This is a genomic window from Curtobacterium sp. PhB190, from assembly GCF_004365385.1.
GTDB lineage: Bacteria > Actinomycetota > Actinomycetes > Actinomycetales > Microbacteriaceae > Curtobacterium.
Window position 1 is genome coordinate 303,901 of sequence record NZ_SODN01000002.1, and the last position, 23,586, is coordinate 327,486.

Sequence of the window (23,586 nt, forward strand, 5' to 3'; positions counted from 1 at the left end):
TGCTCACGCATGGAAGCGCCCGCGCGGCATCGTGAGCGGACCCGGGAACACTTCGTGGACGAACGGTATCGTGGGCGCATGACCTCCGCACCCGACCCACTCGCGCTCGACCGGCAGCTCTGCTTCGCCCTCGCGGCCACGAGCCGGAGCGTCATCGGGCTGTACCGCGACCTGCTCGAACCGATGGGCCTGACGCATCCGCAGTACCTCGTGATGCTCGCACTCTGGGAGCAGGACCCCCGGTCGGTGCGCGAGATCGCCGGTGAACTGCGACTCGACTCGGCCACCCTCAGCCCCCTGCTGAAGCGACTCGAGGCCTCCGGCTACGTCCGCCGGACCCGCAGCGCCGCCGATGAACGGCAGCTCGAGGTCTCGCTCACCACGGCCGGGCGGGCCCTGCGCGACCGCGCACGAGCGGTCCCCCTGGCGGTCGCGGACCGGCTCGGGTGGCCGCTGGAACGCCTCGAAGCGCTCAAGGACGACCTGACGGAACTGCTGGAGCGGGTCGACCAAGTGTGATCCGTGGCCAATGGTGCCATAATGGTTCGTGCACGAACGAAAGGATGCACCGTGGGTCGCTTCGGCAAGTGGTACGAACGGTGGAACACGACGCTCATCAACAAGATGGGACCGTCGCAGATCGGCGCCGGACACCCCGAGGGGGTCGACGACCGGTCAGTGGACCGCGGCTGCCCGATCTGCGGCAAGCCCCTCTCCCTGCACCAGGTGATCCGCCCCGAGGGCCAGGTCCGTTCGTCGACCCTGGTCTGCCCGCGCGACTGACGGCGGGAATTGCACCGAGCAACACGACGTTCCACTCCCTCGTGAAGCTCTTCGAACCCACCTCCTTCGGCGCCCTGCGCCTGTCGAACCGCGTCGTCATGGCCCCGCTCACACGCACCCGCGCCGGTGAGCACGGCATCCCGAACGACCTGCTCGTCGAGCACTACCGTCAGCGTGCGGGCCTCGGCATGATCATCACCGAGGGCACCTGGCCCGTGCAGGAAGGCCGCTCCTACCCCGGGCAGCCCGGCATCGAGACCGACGAGCAGATCGCCGGCTGGCGCCGCGTCGCCGACGCCGTGCACGCCGAGGGCGGCACCATCGTGATGCAGCTCATGCACGGTGGCCGTGTCTCGCACCCCGACATCTCGCAGACGCCGCGCATCGTCGCCCCGAGCGCCATCGCCGCCCCCGGTCAGACCCACACCGCGACCGGCAAGGCCGACATGCCCGTCCCCCACGAGTTGACCAGCGCCGAGGTGCAGGAGGCCGTGCAGGGCTTCGCGCAGGCTGCCCGCAACGCCATCGCCGCCGGACTCGACGGCGTCGAGGTCCACGGCGCCAACGGCTACCTGGTGCACGAGTTCATGTCCCCGGTGTCGAACACCCGCACCGACCAGTACGGCGGCTCCCCCGAGAACCGCGCCCGCTTCGCGATCGAGGTCACGACCGCCGTCGCCGAGGCCGTCGGCGCAGACCGCACCGGCATCCGCTTGTCGCCCGAGCACGGCATCCAGGGCGTCATCGAGGACGACGCGGCCGACGTCCGCGCGACCTACACCGCGATCGCCGAGGGCCTCGCGCCGCTCGGACTCGCTTTCATCGACGTCCTGCACGCTGAGCCGACCGGCGACCTGGTGCAGCACGTCCGCCGCACCGCGGGCGCACCGTTCGTGGTCAACTCCGGCTTCTCGGCGCTGACCACGCGCGACGAGGCCATCGCACTCGTCGACGCCGACCACGCCGACGCCGTCGCCGCCGGCCGCCCCGCCATCGCGAACCCGGACCTCGCGCACCGCTGGGAGCAGGACGCGGAGCTCAACGAGGCCCGTCCCGAGCTCTTCTACGGTGCGACCGCCGAGGGCTACACCGACTACCCGTCGCTGGCCGAGGTGCGCGCGAGCGTCTGACGCTGCGCGCGGATCCACGACACGCGGCGCGCTGTGCGTCGAGGTTCCACGACACCCCGCGTGCGTTCCGTCGAGGTTCCGATCAGGACGGCGCGTGCCCGCGAGGTTCCGAGATCTCGGAACCCCACGGGGTGGGGGCGAGCGAACGACGGACGGGAGGCCCGTGGCGAGACCGCCACGGGCCTCCCGTCTTCTCGCGTGCCGTCCCAGGGCGTGACGCGCTTCTCGTAGGATCGTCGCAGTGAACACTGCAACGCCGGGCGAGCGGGGCCCCGCGCACCGCGCGCGCGACACGACGCGGTGGGACATCCAGGGTCTCCGCGCGTTCGCGGTGCTGGCCGTCGTCGTGTACCACCTGTGGCCGCACGCCCTGCGGGGCGGGTTCGTCGGGGTCGACGTCTTCTTCGTGATCTCCGGGTTCCTCATCACTGGACTCCTGCTGCGCGAACAGGTCGCCACCGGCACGATCCACCTCGGCCGGTTCTGGTCCCGCCGGGCCAAACGCCTGCTGCCGGCCGCGTTCCTCACCATCCTCACCACCGGCGCAGCGGTGCTCGTCGCCGTGCCGGGCGCACTGTGGGGGCAGTACGGTCGCGAGCTCATCGCGTCGACGGTCTACCTGCAGAACTGGGAGCTGGCGGCGAACTCGGTCGACTACCTCGCCTCGGCCGACGACCCCTCACCGTTCCAGCACTTCTGGTCACTGTCGGTCGAGGAGCAGTTCTACATCGTCCTGCCGCTGCTGCTGATCGGGTTGGCCGTCGCCGTGCGCGGGCGCCTCTCGACAGTGACCACCGCACGCCTGCTGCTCGGCGCGGTCGTCGTGCTGTCCCTGGTGTGGAGCATCGTGCAGACCAGCACGAACCCCGGCGTCGCGTACTTCTCCACCGGCACCCGCGCGTGGGAGTTCGCGCTCGGCGGCCTCGCCGCGACCGTGCACCTGCCCGAGGTCCGCACCGAGGTCGCCCGGCGGGTGCGCATGATCCTGACGAGCACCGGCGCCGTGGCCCTCGTCCTGTCCCTGTTCGTCATCGGGGCGGAGACGCCGTTCCCCGGGATCGCCGCGCTGCTCCCCGTCGCCGGCGCGACCCTCGTGGTGCTGTTCGGCGGACGCACCGTGTTCGAGTCGATCGGCGCGCTCGGACCGGTCGCGTTCACCGGACGGATCTCGTACGCGCTGTACCTCTGGCACTGGCCGCTCGTCGTGATCCTGCCGATCATGCTCGGACGCCCGCTGGACTGGGCGACCAGCACCTCGGTGCTCCTGGTGTCGGTCGGACTCGCCGCCGTCACGACCATCTGGTTCGAGGAACCCGTCCGGTTCTCGACCTGGCTGCGCGACCTGCGGCCCCGCGGGGTCGTCGCCCTCGGCGTCATCTGCACCTTCACGGTCGTGACCCTCGGCGCCTCGACCCTGACCGCCGTCTACGTGCAGGAGGTCCACGCCGAAGGCGCCACCGAGCAGCTCACGAAGCGGCTCGCGACCGAACGGGCACAGGACGACGAGTCCTGCATCGGAGCAGCCGCACGGATCAGCTCCGCCGACCCCTGCGTCGACCCGGCCCTCGCCGACACGCGGATCCCGGCCCCCGCCGCGGCCGAGGACGACGACGCGAACCGCCCCGAGTGCTGGAACGGCACCTTCCGCACCTGCGTGCTCGGCAAGGCGACCGGCTGGTCGAAGCACCTGATCGTCATCGGCGACTCGCACAGCAACGCCCTGCTCGGCGCCTACGAGAAGATCGCCGACGGCAACGGGTGGCGCATCGACATGGCCGGCATCGGCGGGTGCTACCTCACCACGGCGCAGCAGAACTCGGTGAACGCCGGCGCGCTGCGCGGCTGCAACGCGTGGAAGCACGCGGCCATCGACTACGTCCGCGCCCACCGCGACGCCGACGCCCTGGTCGTCACACACTCCGCCACGCAGATGCCCGTCAGCCTGCCGGCCGGAGCCTCACGCGACATCGCCACCCGCAACGGCCTCGTCGACGCCTGGGAGCAGGCCGCCGGCGACGAACTCCCCGTCATCGCGATCCGCGACAACCCGGTCCCCCGGCCCGACGTCATCGCCTGTGTGAGCAAGATGTCCGGGCCGACGAACGCGTCGTGCGACCGGCCCCGCTCCGAGGCGCTCGCCCAGACCGACTCCTCGATCGAGGCCGTGCGGGCGTTCAAGGCCGCCGGAGGACGCGCCGGGGTGATCGACCTGACCGACTACTACTGCACCGAGACGACCTGCCCCGCGGTGATCGGCGGCGTGCTGGTCTACCGGGACACCACGCACATCACGGCGACGTGGGCGACGTCGTTGGAGCCGTACCTCGAGCGCGGGTTGCAGAAGCAGCTCACGGCGCTCGGGCGCTGAGCGCGTGCGCTTCGTGAGCGCGTGCGCTTCGTGAGCCGTGCGCTTCGTGAGCCGTGCGCTTCGTGAGCACAAATGGTCGAGTCCCGTCGATGAACCCGACCATTTCTGCTCACGAAGTCACCCGACCGGGCAGCTGGACCCCGAATGCGGGCCTCCGCTCCGGGCGCCGTCCCTCTACTCTTGAGCGGACCTCGCACGCCCGCAGCTCGCCACGTGCGCCGACTGAACGGAAGACACCCGTGACCGACCTCGCCCCCGAGCGTTCCGCGCCGGCCGCCTCCGCCCCGGCCGCGTCCGCCCCGAGCACGGACGGGACGCCCGGACTCGCGCCGCTGAGCCTGCTCGCCGTCGTGGCGATCGCGCTCGCCTTCGTCGCCCCGATCGGCGGCGTCGTCGTCGGTTTCATCGCGCGGCACGAAGTCCGACGGACCGGCGAGCGTGGAGACGGGCTGGCGTTCGCGGCCATCCTGATCGGCGCGACGCTCACCCTGTTCGGCGTGCTCGTCCCTGGAGCCCTCGCGCTGTCCGGCGTCATCGACTCGACGTTCCACCTCTGGGGCTGACTCGTCGCCCCGTCCTCCGGCCGCTGGCCACTGACCACCGACCACTGACCACCGCGCTCAGGAGTGGCCGCGCCCGATGACGGCGTTCCGCACCCCGCCCGCCGGCGCCGGGACATCGCCGTCGAAGCGCGGGATGACGTGCAGGTGGGCGTGGAAGACGGTCTGGCCAGCGGCCGATCCGTCGTTGAACCCGACGTTGTAGCCGTCGGGATGGTGCTGCTCGTCGAGCCGGGCCTTCAGCAGCGCCACCATCCGGGTCGTCGCGGCGAGCTCTCCCTCGCTCGCATCGAACCAGCTGGTGATCCGCCGCTTCGGGATGACGAGCGTGTGGCCAGGTGACACCGGGTGTGCATCGAGGATCGCGAAGACGAACTCGTCGTCCGCGACCCACTGCGTGCGTGGTACCAGTTCGAACACGGACGTCGTCGTCATGTTCCCCATCCAACCTCGCCGTGCTTCACTCGGACCATGACCACGACGACCGTCCTCGCATCCTGTGCCGTGGGAACCGTCGAGTGCCACGACACCGCGTCGATCGACCTGCTTCCCCTGCTCGCCGTCGTCGGGCTCGTCGTCGTGGCGCTGGTCGTACTGGGGATCGCGCTGCTCGGGCGTCAGCGTCGGTGAAACACGACTCGCGCACGAACCACCAACGACGAAGGGCCCCGGCGGAATCCGCCGGGGCCCTTCATCTGTTCGGTGTCATGCCGTTCAACCGGCACTGTGCGCTCGAAGGGACTCGAACCCCCAACCTTCTGATCCGTAGTCAGATGCTCTATCCATTGAGCTACGAGCGCGTGGCCTTGCGGCCGTGGAAGACTCTACAACAGCTCCGGCCCGGGCGCCAATCGAGGCCGCCCGACCGCTCCACCCGGCGTGTCGCGAGGCGACAGCCGAGCCACCGACGTCACAGCGCCGCGGCCTCCTCGTCGAAGACCTCGGCCAGGAACACCCGCAGCGCCTGCCACGATCGGCGGTCGGCGCGCTCCTGGTACTGGGCGCCGTGGTCGGGCGCGTCGGTCCCGGGCACGGCGAACGCGTGCATGGCCCCGGCGTAGGTGACGACCTGCCAGTCGACGCCGGGCTCGGTGCGCATCTCGTCCTGCCAGGCGTGCACGGCGTCGTCGGGCACGACCGGGTCCGCTCCCCCGGTCAGCACGAGCAGCTTCGCCCGGATCGCCGAGGCGTCGGCGGGGTCGTGCGTGATGAGGCCACCGTGGAACGACACCGCTCCGACCAGGTCCGCGCCGGTGCGTGCGAGCTCGATCGCGGTGGAGCCGCCGAAGCAGTAGCCGATGACGACGATGCGGGCCGGATCGACGTCGGGGTCCTGTCGCAGCCGCTCGAGTCCGGCGGTCGCACGTGCCCGGAGCAACGGCAGGTCCTGGTAGTACGACCCGGCGACCTGGCCGGCGGTGTCGTCACCGGGCCGAATGCCGGCGCCGTAGATGTCCGCACCGAACGCCACGTAGCCGAGGCGGGCGAGCATCGTCACGCGCGCTTCGACGTGCTCGTTCACGCCGTGCCAGTCGTGCACGACCAGGACGGCCGGGCGGGGTCCGGCCACGGCAGCGTCCTTCGCGAGCACGCCGAGCAGGTCGGTGCCCTCGTGGTCGTAGTGGACGGGCTCGACACGGATGTCGGCGCCGGCGGGTTCGGGAACGGTCTGCAGGACGTCGTCGATGGTGGTCACGTCGTCCGACGCTACGCCGCCGTCCGGCTCAGGCGTCGATGTTGTCCCAGTCCTCAGGACCGCTCGACCCGGCCGGGTACTCGTCGAGTGGCGTCGTGCCGGCCTTCCACGCCTCGAGGAACGGTCCGACGACCTTCCAGCCCTGCACGGCACTGTCACCGCGGACCGACAGCGTCGCATCGCCCTCGAGCACACCGGCCAGGACCTCGCCGTAGGCGCTGAGTCGTCCGGGGTTGAACGTCGTCTCGAGACTCGTGCGGTCGATCGCGTACGGGTCGCCGGGCCCGTTGACGTTCAGCTCGAGCTGCATCTCGTCCGGGGCGATCCAGATCCGGAGCCGGTCCGGGTGGGCGGCACCGGACAGGCCGACGGGCACCTGCGGGGAGTCCTTGAACGTGATGACGATCTCGCGGCGCTGCTTCGCGAGCGCCTTGCCGGAACGCAGCGTGAAGGGGACGCCGGCCCATCGCCAGTTCGCGATCTCGAGGGTCAGCTGGGCCAGGGTCTCGGTGCCGAGCGACGGGTCGACCCCGTCCTCGTCGGCGTACGACGGCAGCTTGCGGTCGCCGACCGTGCCCGCGGTGTACCGGGCGCGCTTGCCGGCGGCGACGACGTCCCCGCCCCACGGCCGCACGGCGCGCAGCACGAGTTCCTTCTGGGTCCGCAGGTCGTCGGCGTCGATCGACGCCGGCGCCTCCATGGCCACGACGGCCATGACCTGGAGCAGGTGGCTCTGGATCATGTCGGTGAGGGCGCCGGCCCTGTCGTAGTAGCGGGCGCGACCCTCGAGCCCGAGGGTCTCGTCGTACACGATGTCGACGCGTTCGACGTGCTGCGAGGACAGCAGGGGCTCGATGATGCGGTTCGCGAAGCGGAGTCCGATCAGGTTGAGCACCGTCGAACGGCCGAGGAAGTGGTCGACCCGGTGGATCCGCTCCTCGGGGATGAACGAGTGCAGCAGGTCGTTCAGGTGCTCGGCGCTGGCGGCGTCGGTACCGAACGGCTTCTCGAGCGCCAGGCGGGTGCGCTTCGGCAGGTCGAGGTGGGCGAGCTGTTCGCAGCTCTTCTCGGTCACGGCCGGGGGCAGCGCGAAGTAGATCGCGGGGTCGTGGTCGCAGGCCCCGAGCAGCGCGCGCAGGTCGTCGGCGCTCGTGACGTCGGCCTTGCGGTACGAGGACGCGTCGATCACGGCCTGCAGCCGCTCCGACAGCGACGACTCGCCCTCCGCCCCTTCGTCGCCCTCGTTCTTCGACGCCTGCGCGTTCTCGAAGGACTCGCGCACCTGCGCCTTCCAGTCGGCGTCGGAGAGCTCCTCGACACCCGCCCCGATGAGCTGGACGTCCCAGTCGTCCTTGACCTCGAGCAGGGTCGCGAGACCCGGCAGGAGCAGGCGCTTGGACAGGTCGCCGCTGGCTCCGAGGATGAGCAGGCTGGTCTGGAGGCTCGACATGCCTCCGACCGTACTCATCGGCCCCGGTGGACGGCCGGGCCGCTACGGTGGTGACAGTTCGGCGCGAGGGAGCACCATGAGCAGTGGGTACGAAGGACGACGCCTCCGCGTCGTCGTGATCGGCACCGGCATGATCGCGGGGGTCCACGCCCGCGCGGCCCGGGCCGCTGGTGCCGAGGTGCTCGGGGTGCTCGGCCGGAACGCATCGCGCTCCGAGCAGGTCGCGGCGCAACTCGACCTGCCTCGGGGGTACGCCGCGCTCGACGACGTCATCGCGGACGCCCCCGACGTCGTGCACATCTGCACGCCGAACGACCAGCACCACCCGCAGGCGATGGCGGTCATCGCCGCGGGCATCCACGTGGTGTGCGAGAAGCCCCTCGCGATCGACCCGGCGCAGGCCGCCGAACTCGTCGCCGCGGCGGCGGACGCCGGTGTCGTCGCCACGGTGCCGTTCGTGTACCGCTACCACCCGATGATCCGTGAGATCCGCGCGCGCATCGCCGACGGCGACCTCGGTCGACTGCTCGCCGTGCACGGCCACTACCTGCAGGACTGGATGCTCGACGAGGACGCCTCGAGCTGGCGGGTCGACCCGACCTCGAGCGGGTTGTCCCGCGCGTTCGCCGACATCGGCTCGCACTGGTGCGACCTGGTCGAGTTCGTCACCGGTGAGCGTTTCACCTCGGTGTCCGCGGCGACCGACATCGTCTACCCGACCCGCCCCGCGGCCTCGGGGCCGTCGTTCTCCGGCTCGCCGGACCCCGACCCGGTCGCCGACGCCGCGGAACGGGCCGAGGTCACCACCGAGGACACCGCGGTCGCGACGTTCCGCACCGGCACCGGGCGCATCGGCAACGTGGTGATCTCGCAGGTGGCGTCCGGTCGGAAGAACCGCCTGTGGTTCGAGGTCGACGGCACCCGGGGCAGCGCCGCCTTCGACCAGGAACAGCCCGAGTCCGCGTGGTTCGGCAACGAGCGTGGTGCGCAGATCGTCGTGCGCGACCCGTCGCAGGGGTACCCGGACCAGCGGCGTCTGGCGGTCGTGCCGTCCGGGCACCCGCAGGGCTACCTCGACGCCTTCGCCGCGTTCGTCGCCGACACCTACACCGCGGTCCGCACCGGTGTGGCCCCCGACGGCCTGCCGACCTTCGCGGACGGCGCACGTTCCGCCGACATCATCGACGCCGTGATCACCAGCGCGGCCGAGACCACGTGGCGGGAGATCCGGTGAAGCTCGGCATGCTGACGGCCTGCCTGCCCGGCTGGCCCCTCGACCGCATCGCGGACTTCGCCGCCGAGCAGGGGTACGAGCGGCTCGAGGTCGGCGTGTGGCCCGGCACCGGTGGCCGCGACTTCGAGGCGGCGCACCTGCCGGTGGCGACGTTCACCGACGAGGACGCTGCGGCGACCCGTGACCTGCTCGACCGCACCGGTCTCGAGATCTCGGCGCTCGCGTACTACGAGAACAACCTGCACCAGGACCTCGACCGCCGCGAGGAGATCCGCACCCACCTCAAGCACGCGATCGATGCCGCACAGGTGCTCGGCGTGCCGTACGTCGGCACGTTCATCGGCCGTGACATGAGCCGCAGCGTCGTCGACAACATGCGGATCGGCGACCGAGTGCTCCCCGAGCTCGTCGACTACGCCGGCGAGCGCGGCGTGCGGTTGATCATCGAGAACTGCGTGATGGAGGGCTGGCACCCGGACGGCTACCCCGGCAACCTGGCGTACTCCCCCGAGCTCTGGGGTTGGGTCACCGGCCTCGGCTTCGGTCTGAACTGGGACCCGTCGCACCTGACCTGGATCGGCATCGACCCGGTCGAGACGATCCTGCCGTTCGCCGAGCACATCGTGCACGCGCAGGCGAAGGACCTCGAGCTGTTCCCCCGGGAGCGCAACGAGTACGGCTTCTTCGGCAAGGTCGACAAGGGCGGCGACCCGTGGGACATGGGCTGGTGGCGCTTCCGGGTGCCGGGCCGTGGCGTCGTGGACTGGCCGCACGTCGTCGACCGCCTGTACGAAGCGGGGTTCGACGGCACCCTGTCGGTCGAGCACGAGGACCCGCTCTGGGGCGGCACCGACGAGAAGGTCCTCGAGGGGCTGCGCATCGCCCACCGCACGCTCCGCCCCCTCATCGCCGCGGAGTGACGGCACGTCGAGCAGCACGCAGCACGACGGGTGTTGCTCATGTGAACGTCGTGTGACGACTTCGACCCGACACTGGCGGGTCGGCTGTGCGTCCTCATAGGTTCTCCGACGATGAACCTCCACTCCTCTCCGCGCCGCCGACGGCGCATCATCAGCGGCGCGGCCTTCGCCACCGCGGGTGTGCTCGTCGCACTGTCCGTCCCCTCCACCGCCGTCGCCGCCGAGGGCGACACGACGATCGACATCATCGACGTCAACGACTTCCACGGCCGCATCGAGTCCGAGGGCACCGCCGTCGACAAGGCCGCCGGTGCCGCCGAGCTCGCCGGTGTCGTGCAGTCGTACCGCGAGGCCAACCCGAACACGATCTTCGCCAGCGTCGGCGACAACGTCGGTGCCTCGACGTTCACCTCGCTGATCCAGCAGGACGCCCCGACGATCGATGCGCTCAATGCCATGGACCTCGACGTCAGCGCGATCGGCAACCACGAGCTCGACAAGGGCCAGGACGACCTGACCGGGCGCATCGAGGACCGGGCCGACTGGCCCTACGTCTCGGCGAACATCGTCAAGCAGGGCACGACCGACCCCGCGTTCGAGCCGTACTCCATCGTGGAGAAGGGCGGCGTGAAGGTGGGCTTCATCGGCGCGACCACCGAGGACCTCATCCCGGGGCTCGTCAGCCCCGGCGGTGTCGAGGGCCTCGCGATGGCCCCGATCGTCAGCCAGGTCAACAAGTACGCCGACCAGCTCACCGACGGTGTCGACGGCAACGGCGAGGCCGACGTGCTCGTCCTGCTGGTGCACGAGGGTGCTCCCACGAACGCCCTCGCCGACGCGACCGGGTCCGGCGTGTTCGGCACGATCACCTCGGGCGTCTCGTCGAAGGTGTCCGCGATCGTCTCCGCACACACCCACGCGACCTACAACCACCAGATCGCGGGTCCCGACGGTACGACCCGCCCGGTGATCCAGACCGGTTCCTACGGCGTGAACTACGGACACCTGCAGCTCACCGTCGACGCCGACAAGCAGCTCACCGGCATCACGTCCGAGGTCAAGTCGGTCAACGGTGAGAACCGCGTGCCGGCCGATTCCACCTCGGTGGACGCGGTGGCCGACATCGTGACGGCTGCGAAGGCCGTCGCCGACGTCGAGGGCAGCAAGAAGCTCGGCGAGATCACCGGCGACCTGCGTCGTGCGGTGCAGTCGGACCGCACGACCGAGAACCGCGGCGGCGAGTCCGTCCTGGGCAACTCCATCGCCGAGGTGCAGCGCTCCGCGACCGAGCGCAACGGCTCGCAGATCGCCTTCATGAACCCCGGCGGGCTGCGCACGGACATGGTCTACGCGTCGAGCGGTGCCGGCGACCCGGACGGCACGGTGACCTACAAGGAGGCCGCGCTCGTCCAGCCGTTCGCGAACACCCTCGTCACCGAGGACATGACCGGCCAGCAGATCAAGGACGCCCTCGAGCAGCAGTGGCAGCCGGACGGCCTGCCGCGTCCGTTCCTCAAGCTCGGCGTCTCGGACGGCTTCGCGTACACCTACGACCCCGCGAAGGGCCGTGGCGAGCGCATCACCGGCATGACCTTGAACGGCGAGTCGATCGCCCTCGACGACACCCTCAAGGTGACGGTCAACTCGTTCCTGTCGACCGGTGGCGACAACTTCGCCGCCTTCGCGACCGGCGCGAACATCGCCGACTCGGGCCAGGTCGACCTGCAGGCGCAGGTGGACTACTTCCTGGCCAACCCGACGGTCACCCCGCCGTCCGACCAGCGTGCCGTCGGCACCACGGTCACGCCGACCCCCGAGGGCGGGTTCCGGCCCGGTGACGAGATCAGCATCGACCTGTCGTCGCTCGTGTTCAGCAGCGACGACCCCGCTGCAGCCGGCACCGTGTCGGTCAGCGCCGGTGACGTCGAGCTCGCCACCGCCGAGATCGACCCGACGATCGTCGACACGAACGACGAGCAGGGTCGTGCGACGCTGACCTTCGCCGTGCCGACCGTCGAGTCGTCGGCCGACGCAGCGACGGTCCGGACGGCTGCCCGTGCCGCCGCGACGACGGACGAGCCGCTCGTCGTCACCCTGCCGGGCGGCCAGACGATCACGCTCGCCGTGACCATCCCGCTCGCCGCGCCCGTCGACCCGACGGACCCGACGGAGCCCACGGACCCGACCGACCCCACGGACCCGGCTGACCCGGGCGCGGGCAACGGGGACGCCCCGGGTGCCGGCAACGGCAACGCCCCCGGCACCGGCACCGGCACCGGCACGGACCTGGCGGGCGACCCCGCCGACTCCACGAACGCCGGCGGCGACCTCGCCTACACGGGCGCGGACCTGACGGCGCCGGGGATCGCAGCGGGCCTGCTCCTGCTGGCGGGCATCACCGCACTCGTCGCCGTGCGCCGGAAGCGCGCACGGACCGACGCGAGCGTCCAGACGGACTGACACCGGGCCTCCAGTCCGACACGAACGGGCCGTCTCACCACCGTGAGGCGGCCCGTTCCGTCGCGCCGGGAGGCACGGATCGCGTCCGGCGCGCACCGCGCGCGGATCCGCTGCCGCGCTCCCTGTCCCATAGCAGCGCTCGCACTGCGGATCCGGGGATCGGCGGGGTACTCTCGGGGCTGTCGCATCGCGACGCGTCGCGCCGGGTCGCCTCTCAGGTCGGCGGTGGTTCCGTTCGACGAGACCCCGCGGCGCGGGTGCCCTCCGCCTCCAGGGAAACGGCGGAGGGCGCCCTCTCCCCCAGCGGCGTCAGCGCGCTCCGGACACGGTCAGCGGAACAGCTGCTCGCCGATGTACGACCCCTTGCGCGGTGCCGGCGGGATCGCGAACACGGCGGACCCGATGTGCGAGACGTACTCGTTCAACCGGTCCGAGGCGCCGAGCTTCCGCTGCAGCCGGGTGAAGTGCTCCGGATCGTTCATGTACGCCAGGAACAGCAGCCCGGCGTCGAGCTGGCCGTACTCGTTGAGGCCGTCGGTGTAGTTGTACGGACGACGCAGGATCTTCACGCCGCCGTTCGCCTCGTGGGCGGCCAGGGCGATGTGGGACGTCGCGTCGATCTTCGTGGCACCGTCCTTCCCGGTCGCCGCGAAGTCCGGCGTCGTGTGCTCGGTCCCGCCGGACAGCGGTGCGCCCTCGATCTTGGTCCGACCGAACACGCGCTGCTGGTCGCTGACGACGTCGGCGTCCCAGATCTCGATGTTCATCCGGATCTTCCGCACCACCTGGTAGGTGCCGCCGGTCATCCACGCCGCACCGTCGCCCGGGTCGTCGACCCACACGAAGCGGTCGTGGTCCTCGTCCGTCGTGATGTTCCTGGTGCCGTCCTTGAAGCCCATCAGGTTGCGCGGCGTCGTCTGGTGCGGGCCGGCCGACGCACGACCGAAGCCGAGCACGGTCCACCGCACGGTCGCCGTCCCCCGCGCCATCCGGGCCAGGTCGCGGACCGCGTGGTACGCCACCTGCGGGTCGTCGGCGCAGGCCTGCAACGACAGGTCGCCGCCGGTCAGTCCGGCCTGCAGGTTGTCGCTCGGCAGCCGAGGCACGTCGGCGAGGGCCGCCGGACGCTTGTCGGCCAGACCGAAGCGCTCGTCGAACACGCCGGGGCCGAACCCCACCGTGACCGTCAGGGACGCCGGGCCGAGGTCGAGCGCCTCACCGGTGTCCGCGCCGACGCCGTCACCGTGCGCGGGCTCGACGCTGCCGACGGTCTTCCCCGCCTGCAGCTGCGCGATCGCCGCGGACCAGCGGGCGAGGAGCACCTGCAGCTCGGTCGCGACGCTGGTGGACAGGTCGAAGGTCATGAAGACGCAGTACCGCTGGGGGGCGGTCTGCACCCCGCCCTGCGGCTGCCGTGCGGCGGTCGCGTAAAACGGGTGGCTCTGGGACAGGTCGATGGACTCGTCACCGTTGGCGGCCGCCGTGAACGGGTTGACCCCCGTCGCGACCGTCGCGCCGCCGATGCCGACCGCGGCGCCCGCCCCGGCTCCGGCCGCGGCGAGTCCCGCGCCGAACAGCCCGCGCCGGGAGACCCCGGTACGGGCTGCGCGGTCCTCATCGGGCTGCGTCACGCGGTGGCGACCTTCTCGGCGAGGCGGGACAGCGGGTCCTGCAGCGCCTGGATCTGCTGCGAGATGCGGTTCGCGTCGGACTTCTTGGTCGCCGCGTCCCACGTGTCGAAGCCGCCGAGGTCGTCGGCGTTGCGGTAGCCGTCCATCATCGTGTTCGTCGCGTCGAACTGCTTCGCGATCTGCTTCGTCAGGGTCGGGTCGAGCTTCGTCAGGCCCGGCTTGAGGTACGCGAAGGCCTGACGGGCACCCTCGACGTTGGCGGCGAGGTCGACGAGGTCGATGTGGCTGTACGCCTCTTCCTCACCGGTGACCTTGTTCGACTGGACCTCCTCGAGCAGGCCGGCGGCGCCGTTCGCCAGGTCCTCGGGCTTGTAGTCGAGCGTCGGGACGAGCTTCGCGAGCAGCTGCACGTTCTCGGTCAGGTCGGCCGCGGTCTTCTTGGTCGACGCGGTGATCTCCCCCGCCTGGAACAGGTCCTTCTCGACGGCGTGGAACCCGCTCCAGCCGACGGCCGGGTCGAGGTTCGAGGCGCGCATGTCGATCAGGTAGTCGAGGTTGCCGGCGTTGTCGGTCGCCTTGTGGCCCTTCTTGACGAAGCCGTCGACGTCGCTCTCGACGTGCTCGTAGAACGGGCGGGCGTTCGCGTAGTCGGTCTTCGCGGCGTCGAGGTCGCCGGCGTCGATGTCCTTCTGCAGGAGTTCGACCGCGGCGACCATGTCGGTGACCTGGCCGTCGACGTAGTCGGCGTAGCCCTTCGTGCCCTCGTCGAGCAGGGTGGCGGCGCTGCTGTTCGCGGTCGAGGTGACCTTGCCCGTGACCGTGAAGTCGGTGAGCTCGGTGTCGGCTCCGGGGCAGTACACCTGGTACTTCCCACCAGTCAGGGTCGCGGTGAACTGCACGGCGTCGAGGCCGGGTGCGAGGTTCTCCTTCTCGCCCAGGATCCGCTGGTCCTGCAGCAGTTCGACCTCGGTGATGGCGGTCGAGGACTCGTTCTTCACCGAGAACGTGACCGGCCCGGCGGGGACCTTCGTCTCGGAGACCTTGCACTGGTCCGAGCCGTCGTTCGTCAGGGTGATGGTGACGCGCGAGACCTTCGCGGCGTCGGTGGAGCTGTCGGAGGCACCGTCGGAGCTCGCGCAGCCGGTCAGTGCGAGGGCGGTGACGACGCCGAGGGCGCCGAGGGTGATCAGGGGTCGAACGGGCTTACCGAACGGCATAGTCGTTGCTCCTTGCAGGGTCCCCGGCGGGTGGGCCGCGTGTCGGGACGGTTTCGGGGGTGGGGTTCACGGGTGCCGTCCGACGACGGCGGTCACGGAGCGCGAGCAGCGCCTGGGCGGCAGCTGCGACGCCGAGGGCGATCGGCAACCAGGCCTTCCAGAGCAGCAGCTCGGCAGCCCGCGTGTCCGCGGCCGCCACCGAGGTGGCTGCCTGCTCGACGCGGGAGTCGGGGACGGACCACACGGAGCGGTCCAGGGTCGTGGTGCGGGCGGACGGGAGGCCCCCACCGCTCAGCGTCAGCACGGTGCGTTCATCGCGGGTGGCGTCCAGGACCCCACCACGGACCGTCCAGAGGGTCACGGTGTCGCGCACCGCCCAGCGGGCGGTGAACGGGCCGGGGTTCGTCGACGGCGAGACGCCGACGGGGATCCGGCCGAACAGGTCGACGAGGTCGTCGAGCGTCAGCGTCGCCGGGCGGTCCGCGGCGGTGGCCGACGTGCGGATCCGCCACCGGTCGGCGGCCACGCCCGCACGGGTCACGCGGCGGTGGGCCGACGTCGGCAACGTGAGCCGTGCCTCCTGGCCGGTGGTGGTGCCGGCGACGCGCAGGACGCCGGACGCGCCGTGGACGTCCGCCGAGACGGAGGTGGCGTCCCCGCTGACCGCAGCGGTGCGCGGCAGGTCGACCCCGCCCGTCGGCACGGCGATCGCCAGTGCTGCGGCGGCGACCGCGAGGGCTCCGGCGACGGTGGCGCGGACCATCGGGACGCGTGCCGACGACGGACGCCAGGCGCGGGGCCAGAGCGTCAGGGCGAGGACCGGCACCACGTAGAGGACCCAGCCGAGCACCTCGATGACGCGGGGGTCCGGCGGGATGCCGAGCACGCCCGTGACGAGCGCACCCTGCACCGACCCGTTCGGGGCGAGCCAGGACAGGTCGACGGTCCGCTGCTGCCCGATGACGATCCACCCGGCCTCGTGCGCGCGCCGGAGCACCGTCAGCACGAGCCCGCCGGCGACGAACACCAGGAAGACGCCGGTGCCGGTGAAGAACTTCGACAGGTTCAGCCGGACGCCGCCGGTGTAGATGCCGTAGCCGACGACGACGGCGCCCGCGATGCCGATGACCGCGCCGAGGGCGGCGAGACCGGTGTCCGACGACGCCTGGAAGGTGGCGAGGAGGAAGACCGCGGTCTCGAAGCCCTCCTTAAGCACGGCGAGGAAGGCCATGCCGGCCAGTGCCCACGCGGTACCGCGGCCGAGCGCCTCGGTCGCGCTCGCCTCGAGTTCCTTGGTCAGGGTGCGCGCGTGGGTGCGCATCCAGACGATCATGCCGGTGACGAAGACCACGGCGACGATGCCGATGATCGCCTCCATGCCCTCCTGCTGCGCCTGCGGCAGGGCCTGCTCGACGACCTGCAGGCCGAACCCGACGCCGATGCTGAGCACGACGGCGACCCCGACGCCGAACCACATGGGGGCGAGGGGGACACGGTTGCGACGCAGGAACGCGGCGATGATGCCGACGATGAGCGTCGCTTCGAGGCCTTCACGGAGGCCGATGACGAGAGTGGCGAGCATGACGTAGGTGAGGCTAACCTAACCGCCGTTCGGCCCGCCAGTCGTTCGGCGTGGGGTTTGATGGTTCTCATGAACCTGCTGTCCGTCGATGGCCTGGCGTCGGTCACGAACGTGCTCGACCTCGCCGGGGTGTTCGCGTCCGCCCTCCTCGGTGGATCGATCGCCCGCGCGATGGACTTCGACCTGTTCGGGTTCCTGGTCGTCGGCTTCGTCTCGGGGCTCGGCGGCGGCATGCTGCGCGACACCCTGCTGCAGAACGGCCCCCCGGTCGCACTCGTCGACCCGCTCTACGTGCCGGTCGCCTTGGCCGGGGCACTCATCGCCTTCTTCGTGTCGTTCTCCGAGATCACCTGGGACCGGTTGTTCACCGTGCTCGACGCGGCGGTGATCGGGTTCTGGGCGGTGGTCGGGGTACAGCGCACCTACGACGCCGGCCTGGAGTGGCCCGCCGCGATCATCATGGGGACGATCACGGCGGTCGGCGGCGGCGCGATGCGGGACCTGCTGCTGCGCCGGGTACCCGCGGTGTTCGGTGGGAACGCGTTGTACGCCACCGTGGCCGTCGCGGCGTCGGTGGTCATGGTCGTCGCGTCCGCCCTCGGGTCGCCGTCGATCGGGATCGTGGCCGCGATCGCGCTGTCGCTCGGTCTGCGCTGGGGTGCGGTCCGCCGCGGCTGGGGACTGCCCAACGGTCGTGACTGGCAGCCGAAGTCGACGCTCGGCTCGCTGCTGCGGCGCGGGCGGAGCCTGCGACCCGACGCACTCCGGCTGCTCCGACGCCCCGGACGGCGGACGGGAGCGGGCAGTGTGCGCGAAGAACACGACACGGCAACGGATTCCTCGTTCGACGACTGAGGGGTGTCATCTGTCAGTGCTCCGGCGTAGCATCCCTACCGTCGGGTATCGACCCGGCTCATGTCGTCCGCACCGAACCGACGCGACCCGAACGCGCCGGTTCCGCGCAGACGTGGTGATGGGGGCTTCGCTGATGCCGCGCGTGATCAGACGCGCGGCGCGGCAGGTCTCCCACCCCAAACTCGCCCGCCCCAAGCTCGCCCGCCCCCAGCTCGCCCGCCCGGGTTCCAGCCCCGGTGCCCCGCCCCGGCAGGAACGATGAACGACGACGTCTCCGACTCCCCCACGCCGCGGACACCACGGGCCGAGGTCCGAGAACGTCTCCTCATCGCCGGCGCTGCCGTCTTCGCCGAACAGGGCGTGCACGGAGCCCGTCTCGACGAGGTCGCCGCACGCGCCGGGTTCAGCAAGGGCGCGGTCTACTCGAACTTCTCGTCGAAGGAGGACCTGCTCGCGCAGGTCATGCAGCGCGGGACGAACCTGGTGCTCGGGTCGCTGCAGGAGCTCATCCGTGCCGACATCGCCGCGGCGGACATCGCGGACGTCGTGCGGGCGGCCTTCGGACGGCACGACCAGCGCGCGCAGTTCGCCCTGCTGTCGGAGTTCCGCGCCTACGCGATCCGGCACACCGACCTGCTGCCCGAGTTCGTGCGGCAGCGACGGGTGCTGCAGGACGGCGTGCACGAGCTGGTGCGACTGTGGTTCGGGGCGCACCCGGAGGTCGACGCCGGCATGCCGCTCGACGCCTTCGCCACGGCGCTCGTCGCCGCCAACGTCGGGGTCGTGTTCGACGGGCCCGCGCTGCCGGGGGTCGACCCCGGCGAGGTCATCGCCGCCCTGGTCGAGGCGGTCGTCCGCCGCCGCTGACCGGGCGGCGGCATGGTGCTGCGGCGTGGCGCTCTGGCGTGGTGCTGCGGCGTAGTGCGGCGTTGACCACTCGGTGCGAGCTTGTTGCGCCGCACCGAGTGGCCAACCTCGCACCAGCCGAGACTCCGCGGTCAGGCGGGGTCAGGCAGGGCGACGGGAGCGCCGACGGCCCTCGTGCGACCACGCGGACGACGGCAGCAGGCTCGGCGGCAGCAGGCGCGACCGCAGCACCCGTCCACCGGAGACCGAGGCGTCGAGCGCCTCCCGCGCCTGCTGCACGTGCTGCACGAGCGCCTCGCCGTCGACCACTGCGACCCCGTCAGCCGCGAACCGTTCGTGGTCGACGGCGTCGACCACGGCGTCGAGGTGCGGGAGCGCCGAGGCCGGCAGCACCGGACGGAGTCGCCCGAGGACGGCCCGGGCGGTCCGGGCCGCAGCCCCTGCGTCACCGGGGGGCGCCAGCCCCGGGGCGTAGCCGTGGTCGGCGACGTCGTCGAGGGCCTCACGCCAGGCGTTCACCGCGGGTGAGCGACCAGCGGCGACGGCGGACAACCGCGACCGCCGACGGAGCGCTCGGACGAGTCCGGGGGCGATGAGCAACGCGAGCACGAGCGCCGCGCCGAACAGCAGGCCGGCCGGACCGCTGCCGCCCGAGGCACCGGCCGCACCGGGCTGCGCCGACGCCGAGGGGGTCGGCGTCGCCGAGGACTCGGCAGGTGCGGACTGCTCGGGCGCGGGCAGCGGGGACTCGGGCGTCGCCGCGGTCGGGGTCTCCGTGGGTTCGGTCGAGGGCTGCGCTGCCGCGTCGGAGTCCGGCGTCGGCTCGAACGCGACCCACCCGGCCCCCTTGATGTACAGCTCGGGCCAGGAGTGCAGCTGCCGGTTCGACACCGCGTACTCACCGTCGGGCTGCGCCGACCCGGCCCGGTACCCCACCGCGATCCGGGACGGGATGCCGAGCGTCCGGGCCATCACGGCCATCGCCGACGAGAAGTGGACGCAGTAGCCCTCGCGCACCTGCAGGAAGGTCGAGACGACGTCCATGCTGTCGCCGTCGTAGCCCTGCTCGACGGGGGCCGTCTCGGAGTAGGTGAACAGGTCGCTGCGGAACCACTGCTCGAGGGCGCGGGCCTGGGCGTAGTCGTCGGACGCGGCCCCGGCCACCCGCTCCGCGGTCGACGTGATGTTCGCGGGCAGGTCCTTCGGCAGCGTCAGGTCGGTCTGCAGCTGGTCACCGCTCGGCTCGCGGAACCCCCGGCCGTCGGCACGGGACAGGACACCCGAGGCCGCGACGGCGTCGAGGTACGCGTTCGCGAAGGTCGAGGCACCGTAGACCTCGTACGTCGCACCGCGCGGCGTGGCCGGACCGGTCGACCGCACGGTGCTCGAGGACCCCATCCAGCGCCACTGCGACAGGTCGAGGTTGGTGGAACGCGACTCGATCGACACCGCCCCGGACGGCACCGGTAGGTACGTGCTCGACAGCCCGGTGATCCGGACCGTGACGTCGCCGCGCGTCGCCAGGCGGGGGTTCACGCCCTCGGCCCACTGCTGTTGGTCGGCGGTGTCGGCCTCAGCGGCGTTCGTCACCGTCGGCACCCAGTCCCCGGTGCCGAACTCGTCCAGGTCGGCGAGCTTGAGGTACTCGGGCTGGCCGTCGGACGACCGGTAGCGGAGCACCTCGAGTTCGCTCGGCTGCCGCAGGTCGTTGCCGAGCTCGAGCAGGGTGCCGGGTCGCCCGGGTTGGATCGGCGACTGGATGGCCCCGGTGACGCCGGACAGCCAGCTCGCGTTGAGCGGCACGATCGCGGGCAGGCCGATCGCGACGACGAGCCCGATCGCACCGACGACCGCGGCCGGGACCGCTCGCTGCACGGGTCGGACCGACAGCCACAGCAGGGCGAGGAAGGCGACGGCCGTGGTGATCACGAGTGCGGTGCCCGCCGGCTGTCCGGTGATGATCCCCGGGACGATGAGGATGACGAGTGCTGGCGCGGCGGCGAGCGACGGGATCCGGGCGATCGCGGCGAGGAACAACGAGACACCCGCCACCCAGGCGATCGACACGGTCACGACCAGTCGGATCGCGTCGGTCTGCGGCAGCGGCGCGGGGTTCAGGCGGATGGCGGCGAGCGTCTCCCCCAGCGCTCCGTCGGCGTCGAGCCAGCCGAGGGGTTGCACGTCGTTGACCAGGGCGGCGGCGCACGAGCACAGCACGAGGGTGGCGACGAGTGCCACGAACCGGACCCCGGGGGCACGGCGACGCACCGCGAGCATGACGGCCACGAGCACCGCGACGACCACGACGCCGGACACCCACCAGGCGGTGCCCTGCACGAGCGGGCGGATCGCGAGCGCGGCGATGAGCACGGGCACCGGGGCGAGCGCGACGACCCAGGTGCTCGGGGTGTCACGGGTGTCGTCGTCGCGGTCCAGGACCTCGCGCACGTCGACGGGCCGACGCGACGACGCAGCGGTGCCGCTCACCGTGCGGCTCCGGACGCGGTCGCCCCGGCGACCGGCACCACGAGGGTGCGCCAACCGCCGCGGTCGAGGATCCCCCGGACCACCGGGTCCGGCGGCACGATCGTCGCCATGATCCCGCGGCTCGGTCCGCTCCTCGCCGTCACGAGTTCAGCCGCTTGCTCGGCGGTGCAGTTGCCGGTGACCACCGCGGTCATGCCGTGCACGTCCCGCCCGCGCACCTCGGGCAGGACCTCGGTGACCGGACGGGCGTCGCTGCGGAGCCGGACGTCCGCGAGTCCGACGAGCACGTCGGTGAGGCCGCCGACGTCACCGGCGTGCCGGGTGCTGCCGGACGGCCCGTCGCTCACGAGCACGACGCGCGAGGTCCGGGCGGCGAGGGCGCGGGCGACACTGGCGGCGACGACGACGGCGTGCTCGAAGGCCTGGTCACCGCCCAGGTCGGAGAGCTCCGCCAGGTCCTCACGCCCGAGGCCCTGGTAGGACTCGCGCCGGACGTCGAGCGCGATGACGGCCTCGGGTGGTTGCGCCTGCGTGGTCTGCCGGACGTGCAGTTCGCCGCGGCGAGCACTCTGCGCCCAGTGCACCCGACGGATGGGGTCGCCGGGACGGTACGGCCGGAGTTCGCTGTCGTCGGCGGACCCGCCCTGCCCGACCCGCCCTTCGTCGGCGGAGACGGCCCCGGCGAGGGCGCCGGTGTCGATCGCGGCGAGGGGGGCGCTCGCGGGGACGACGACGACCTCTTCTGCCGGCACCACCGGGCGGTCGATGCGGAGCAGGCCGAAGGGGTCCTCGACCCGGATGGTGACGGGCCCGACGAGCGTGCGGCCCCGGTGCATCGCGAGTGCCTCGACGTCGAGCACCGCTGGCGGCAGGCCCGGGCCGACGAGCGCGTAGGTCTCCGCCTCGGACGCGCTGGCGAAGGCGTCCTCGAGCTGTTCGCGGACGAGCAGGGTCGACCGCGGGCCGATCGGCAGACTGGTGCTGCCGAGGGTGATCCGTTCGCGGTACACCTCGCCGACCTGCACGATCGCGCGGGCCGCGCTCCGGCTGCCCCGGAGCGGTGCGGCGACCACGAACGCCATCACGATGCCGAGCACGACGAGCACGAGCAGCAGCAGCCCGGCCGAGACGGCGACGCTGGTGGTGCCCACGAGTCCGCCCCCGATCAGCCCGATGCCGATCGCGATGACGGTCCAGCCGCGCACGGTCGGACGGGGGAACGGCGTGCGCCGGAGCAGGGACAGCCCGCGGCGGCCGAAGCGCCCGAGCGTCGAGCGCGCGGCACCGGTGCGCCGCAGCAGCGACGACGGTGCCGATCGGCCGGGCATCAGGAGCGGACGGGGGTCGCCGTGAACGGCACGGCGGTGTCGGAGACGATGCGGACGACGATCTCGCGCACGGTGTCCTCGCCCGTGCCACCGAGTCCGCGCGCCACCGGCACGAGCCGGTGGGCGAGCACGATCGGTGCCAGCGCGGCGACGTCGTCCGGCGTGACGAACGGCCGGCCGAGCAACGCCGCGTGGGCACGGGCAGCCTGGGCCAGGTGCAGCGTGGCGCGGGGGCTGGCGCCGAGCACCAGGTCGGGGTGGGTGCGGGTGGAGCGGACGATCGCGATGACGTACGCCTCGACGTCGGGGGCGATGTGGACGTTCGCCACGGCCTCGATGATCCCGCGCAGCGTGGTCACGTCGACGATCGGTCGCAGGTGCGACAGCGGGTCGCCGCCGCCGCGGTTCGCGAGCATCTGCCGTTCGGCGTCGACGCTCGGGTACCCCATCGTGATGCGCGCCATGAAACGGTCACGCTGGGCCTCGGGCAACGGGTAGGTGCCCTCCATGTCGATCGGGTTCTGCGTCGCCACGATCATGAAGGGGCGGTCGAGCAGCCGGGTCACGCCGTCGACCGTGACCTGCGACTCGGCCATCGCCTCGAGCAGGGCGGACTGGGTCTTCGGGCTGGTGCGGTTGATCTCGTCACCGATGACGACGTTCGCGAACACCGGCCCCGGTGAGAACCGGAACGTGCCAGAGGACTGGTCGAAGATGTTCACCCCGGTGACGTCCGACGGCAGCATGTCGGACGTGAACTGGATGCGGTTCACCGAGCCGCCCACCGAGGCGCCGAGTGCCTTCGCCAGGACCGTCTTGCCGACGCCGGGGACGTCCTCGACGAGCAGGTGTCCCTCGGCCAGCATCACGGTGAGGGCGGTGCGGATCGCCTCGGTCTTGCCGTCGATCACCGTCGAGACGGACGCGACGATGGCGTCGCCGACCTCTCGGATGCGCTCGAGGGGGAAGGCGGGGTCGGTCGGCTCCGGCACGCAGGGCTCCTCGTCTCGGGACAGGT

At 71.8% G+C, this 23,586-nt stretch carries 20 protein-coding genes and 1 tRNA gene; 11 read left to right on the plus strand and 10 right to left on the minus strand.

Annotated elements, in window-relative coordinates:
- Positions 1 to 78 precede the first annotated feature (78 nt).
- From EDF47_RS04200 to EDF47_RS04220, 5 genes are all read left to right on the plus strand, one after another.
- On the plus strand, positions 79 to 519 hold the full coding sequence (locus EDF47_RS04200) for a MarR family transcriptional regulator (RefSeq protein WP_111086213.1): 441 nt from the start codon (positions 79 to 81) through the stop codon (positions 517 to 519).
- Between the two features lie 51 nt (positions 520 to 570).
- Positions 571 to 783, plus strand: coding sequence for a hypothetical protein (locus EDF47_RS04205; RefSeq protein WP_173169183.1), 213 nt, complete (start codon positions 571 to 573; stop codon positions 781 to 783).
- Positions 784 to 824: 41 nt separating this feature from the next.
- A complete protein-coding gene (locus EDF47_RS04210) occupies positions 825 to 1,913 on the plus strand; it encodes an alkene reductase (RefSeq protein WP_133937603.1) in 1,089 nt (362 codons plus the stop codon).
- Positions 1,914 to 2,154: 241 nt separating this feature from the next.
- Positions 2,155 to 4,281, plus strand: coding sequence for an acyltransferase family protein (locus EDF47_RS04215; RefSeq protein ID WP_133937605.1), 2,127 nt, complete (start codon positions 2,155 to 2,157; stop codon positions 4,279 to 4,281).
- Positions 4,282 to 4,520: 239 nt separating this feature from the next.
- A complete protein-coding gene (locus tag EDF47_RS04220; RefSeq protein WP_165918778.1) occupies positions 4,521 to 4,844 on the plus strand; it encodes a DUF4190 domain-containing protein in 324 nt (107 codons plus the stop codon).
- A 57-nt stretch (positions 4,845 to 4,901) separates the two neighbouring features.
- On the opposite strand, the gene EDF47_RS04225 is transcribed toward EDF47_RS04220, so the two are convergent.
- On the minus strand, positions 4,902 to 5,276 hold the full coding sequence (locus tag EDF47_RS04225; protein ID WP_243692419.1) for an HIT family protein: 375 nt from the start codon (positions 5,274 to 5,276) through the stop codon (positions 4,902 to 4,904).
- Positions 5,277 to 5,312: 36 nt separating this feature from the next.
- Here EDF47_RS04225 and EDF47_RS19730 point away from each other — a divergent pair, with 36 nt between their 5' ends.
- Positions 5,313 to 5,471, plus strand: a complete 159-nt coding sequence (locus EDF47_RS19730) for a hypothetical protein (RefSeq protein ID WP_165918777.1) — start codon at positions 5,313 to 5,315, stop codon at positions 5,469 to 5,471.
- A 97-nt stretch (positions 5,472 to 5,568) separates the two neighbouring features.
- Here EDF47_RS19730 and EDF47_RS04230 read toward each other — a convergent pair.
- The 3 genes from EDF47_RS04230 to EDF47_RS04240 form a co-directional block, all read right to left on the minus strand.
- Positions 5,569 to 5,641: transfer RNA gene (locus tag EDF47_RS04230), tRNA-Arg, on the minus strand.
- A gap of 110 nt (positions 5,642 to 5,751) precedes the next feature.
- Positions 5,752 to 6,537: a dienelactone hydrolase family protein gene (locus tag EDF47_RS04235; protein WP_131880546.1), complete on the minus strand. Its 786-nt coding sequence runs from the start codon at positions 6,535 to 6,537 to the stop codon at positions 5,752 to 5,754.
- 28 nt (positions 6,538 to 6,565) lie between these two features.
- Complete coding sequence (locus tag EDF47_RS04240; protein WP_132099893.1) at positions 6,566 to 7,987, minus strand: glucose-6-phosphate dehydrogenase; 1,422 nt, start codon at positions 7,985 to 7,987, stop codon at positions 6,566 to 6,568.
- Positions 7,988 to 8,063: 76 nt separating this feature from the next.
- On the opposite strand from EDF47_RS04240, the gene EDF47_RS04245 reads away from it, so the two are divergent.
- From EDF47_RS04245 to EDF47_RS04255, 3 genes are all read left to right on the plus strand, one after another.
- A complete protein-coding gene (locus tag EDF47_RS04245; protein WP_165918769.1) occupies positions 8,064 to 9,221 on the plus strand; it encodes a Gfo/Idh/MocA family oxidoreductase in 1,158 nt (385 codons plus the stop codon).
- Positions 9,218 to 10,141, plus strand: a complete 924-nt coding sequence (locus tag EDF47_RS04250; RefSeq protein WP_132099892.1) for a sugar phosphate isomerase/epimerase — start codon at positions 9,218 to 9,220, stop codon at positions 10,139 to 10,141. The genes EDF47_RS04245 and EDF47_RS04250 overlap by 4 nt, the downstream gene beginning before the upstream one ends.
- Positions 10,142 to 10,252: 111 nt before the next feature.
- The gene (locus tag EDF47_RS04255; RefSeq protein WP_133937607.1) at positions 10,253 to 12,601 is read left to right on the plus strand and encodes a bifunctional UDP-sugar hydrolase/5'-nucleotidase; all 2,349 of its coding nucleotides are present in this window, start codon (positions 10,253 to 10,255) and stop codon (positions 12,599 to 12,601) included.
- 329 nt (positions 12,602 to 12,930) lie between these two features.
- Here EDF47_RS04255 and efeB read toward each other — a convergent pair whose 3' ends face one another.
- Genes efeB through efeU form a run of 3 tightly spaced genes read right to left on the minus strand, consistent with a single transcriptional unit; the run spans position 12,931 to position 17,031 of the window.
- Positions 12,931 to 14,232, minus strand: coding sequence for an iron uptake transporter deferrochelatase/peroxidase subunit (gene efeB / locus EDF47_RS04260; RefSeq protein ID WP_133937609.1), 1,302 nt, complete (start codon positions 14,230 to 14,232; stop codon positions 12,931 to 12,933).
- Positions 14,229 to 15,449 (minus strand): iron uptake system protein EfeO, encoded by a 1,221-nt coding sequence (gene efeO / locus EDF47_RS04265; RefSeq protein WP_133937611.1) that lies wholly within the window; start codon positions 15,447 to 15,449, stop codon positions 14,229 to 14,231. The genes efeB and efeO overlap by 4 nt, the downstream gene beginning before the upstream one ends.
- Positions 15,436 to 17,031: an iron uptake transporter permease EfeU gene (efeU, locus tag EDF47_RS04270; RefSeq protein ID WP_133937613.1), complete on the minus strand. Its 1,596-nt coding sequence runs from the start codon at positions 17,029 to 17,031 to the stop codon at positions 15,436 to 15,438. The genes efeO and efeU overlap by 14 nt, the downstream gene beginning before the upstream one ends.
- Positions 17,032 to 17,100: 69 nt before the next feature.
- On the opposite strand from efeU, the gene EDF47_RS04275 reads away from it, so the two are divergent.
- Positions 17,101 to 17,886, plus strand: coding sequence for a trimeric intracellular cation channel family protein (locus tag EDF47_RS04275; protein WP_123291876.1), 786 nt, complete (start codon positions 17,101 to 17,103; stop codon positions 17,884 to 17,886).
- A gap of 258 nt (positions 17,887 to 18,144) precedes the next feature.
- On the plus strand, positions 18,145 to 18,753 hold the full coding sequence (locus EDF47_RS04280) for a TetR/AcrR family transcriptional regulator (RefSeq protein ID WP_159573171.1): 609 nt from the start codon (positions 18,145 to 18,147) through the stop codon (positions 18,751 to 18,753).
- A 141-nt stretch (positions 18,754 to 18,894) separates the two neighbouring features.
- On the opposite strand, the gene EDF47_RS04285 is transcribed toward EDF47_RS04280, so the two are convergent.
- Genes EDF47_RS04285 through EDF47_RS04295 form a run of 3 tightly spaced genes read right to left on the minus strand, consistent with a single transcriptional unit; the run spans position 18,895 to position 23,560 of the window.
- On the minus strand, positions 18,895 to 21,240 hold the full coding sequence (locus EDF47_RS04285; protein WP_133937617.1) for a DUF3488 and transglutaminase-like domain-containing protein: 2,346 nt from the start codon (positions 21,238 to 21,240) through the stop codon (positions 18,895 to 18,897).
- Complete coding sequence (locus EDF47_RS04290; protein WP_133937619.1) at positions 21,237 to 22,568, minus strand: DUF58 domain-containing protein; 1,332 nt, start codon at positions 22,566 to 22,568, stop codon at positions 21,237 to 21,239. The genes EDF47_RS04285 and EDF47_RS04290 overlap by 4 nt, the downstream gene beginning before the upstream one ends.
- On the minus strand, positions 22,568 to 23,560 hold the full coding sequence (locus EDF47_RS04295; protein WP_235035938.1) for a MoxR family ATPase: 993 nt from the start codon (positions 23,558 to 23,560) through the stop codon (positions 22,568 to 22,570). The genes EDF47_RS04290 and EDF47_RS04295 overlap by 1 nt, the downstream gene beginning before the upstream one ends.
- Positions 23,561 to 23,586 lie beyond the last annotated feature (26 nt).

Bases quoted from the DNA above. Each gene is read 5' to 3' on its own strand.
- efeU (WP_133937613.1), bottom strand. From the start codon at position 17,031: ATGCTCGCCACTCTCGTCATCGGCCTCCGTGAAGGCCTCGAAGCGACG.
- EDF47_RS04275 (WP_123291876.1), top strand. From the start codon at position 17,101: ATGAACCTGCTGTCCGTCGATGGCCTGGCGTCGGTCACGAACGTGCTC.
- EDF47_RS04225 (WP_243692419.1), bottom strand. From the start codon at position 5,276: ATGACGACGACGTCCGTGTTCGAACTGGTACCACGCACGCAGTGGGTC.
- EDF47_RS19730 (WP_165918777.1), top strand. From the start codon at position 5,313: ATGACCACGACGACCGTCCTCGCATCCTGTGCCGTGGGAACCGTCGAG.
- EDF47_RS04290 (WP_133937619.1), bottom strand. From the start codon at position 22,568: ATGCCCGGCCGATCGGCACCGTCGTCGCTGCTGCGGCGCACCGGTGCC.
- efeO (WP_133937611.1), bottom strand. From the start codon at position 15,449: ATGCCGTTCGGTAAGCCCGTTCGACCCCTGATCACCCTCGGCGCCCTC.
- EDF47_RS04240 (WP_132099893.1), bottom strand. From the start codon at position 7,987: ATGTCGAGCCTCCAGACCAGCCTGCTCATCCTCGGAGCCAGCGGCGAC.
- EDF47_RS04200 (WP_111086213.1), top strand. From the start codon at position 79: ATGACCTCCGCACCCGACCCACTCGCGCTCGACCGGCAGCTCTGCTTC.
- EDF47_RS04245 (WP_165918769.1), top strand. From the start codon at position 8,064: ATGAGCAGTGGGTACGAAGGACGACGCCTCCGCGTCGTCGTGATCGGC.
- EDF47_RS04280 (WP_159573171.1), top strand. From the start codon at position 18,145: ATGAACGACGACGTCTCCGACTCCCCCACGCCGCGGACACCACGGGCC.
- EDF47_RS04255 (WP_133937607.1), top strand. From the start codon at position 10,253: ATGAACCTCCACTCCTCTCCGCGCCGCCGACGGCGCATCATCAGCGGC.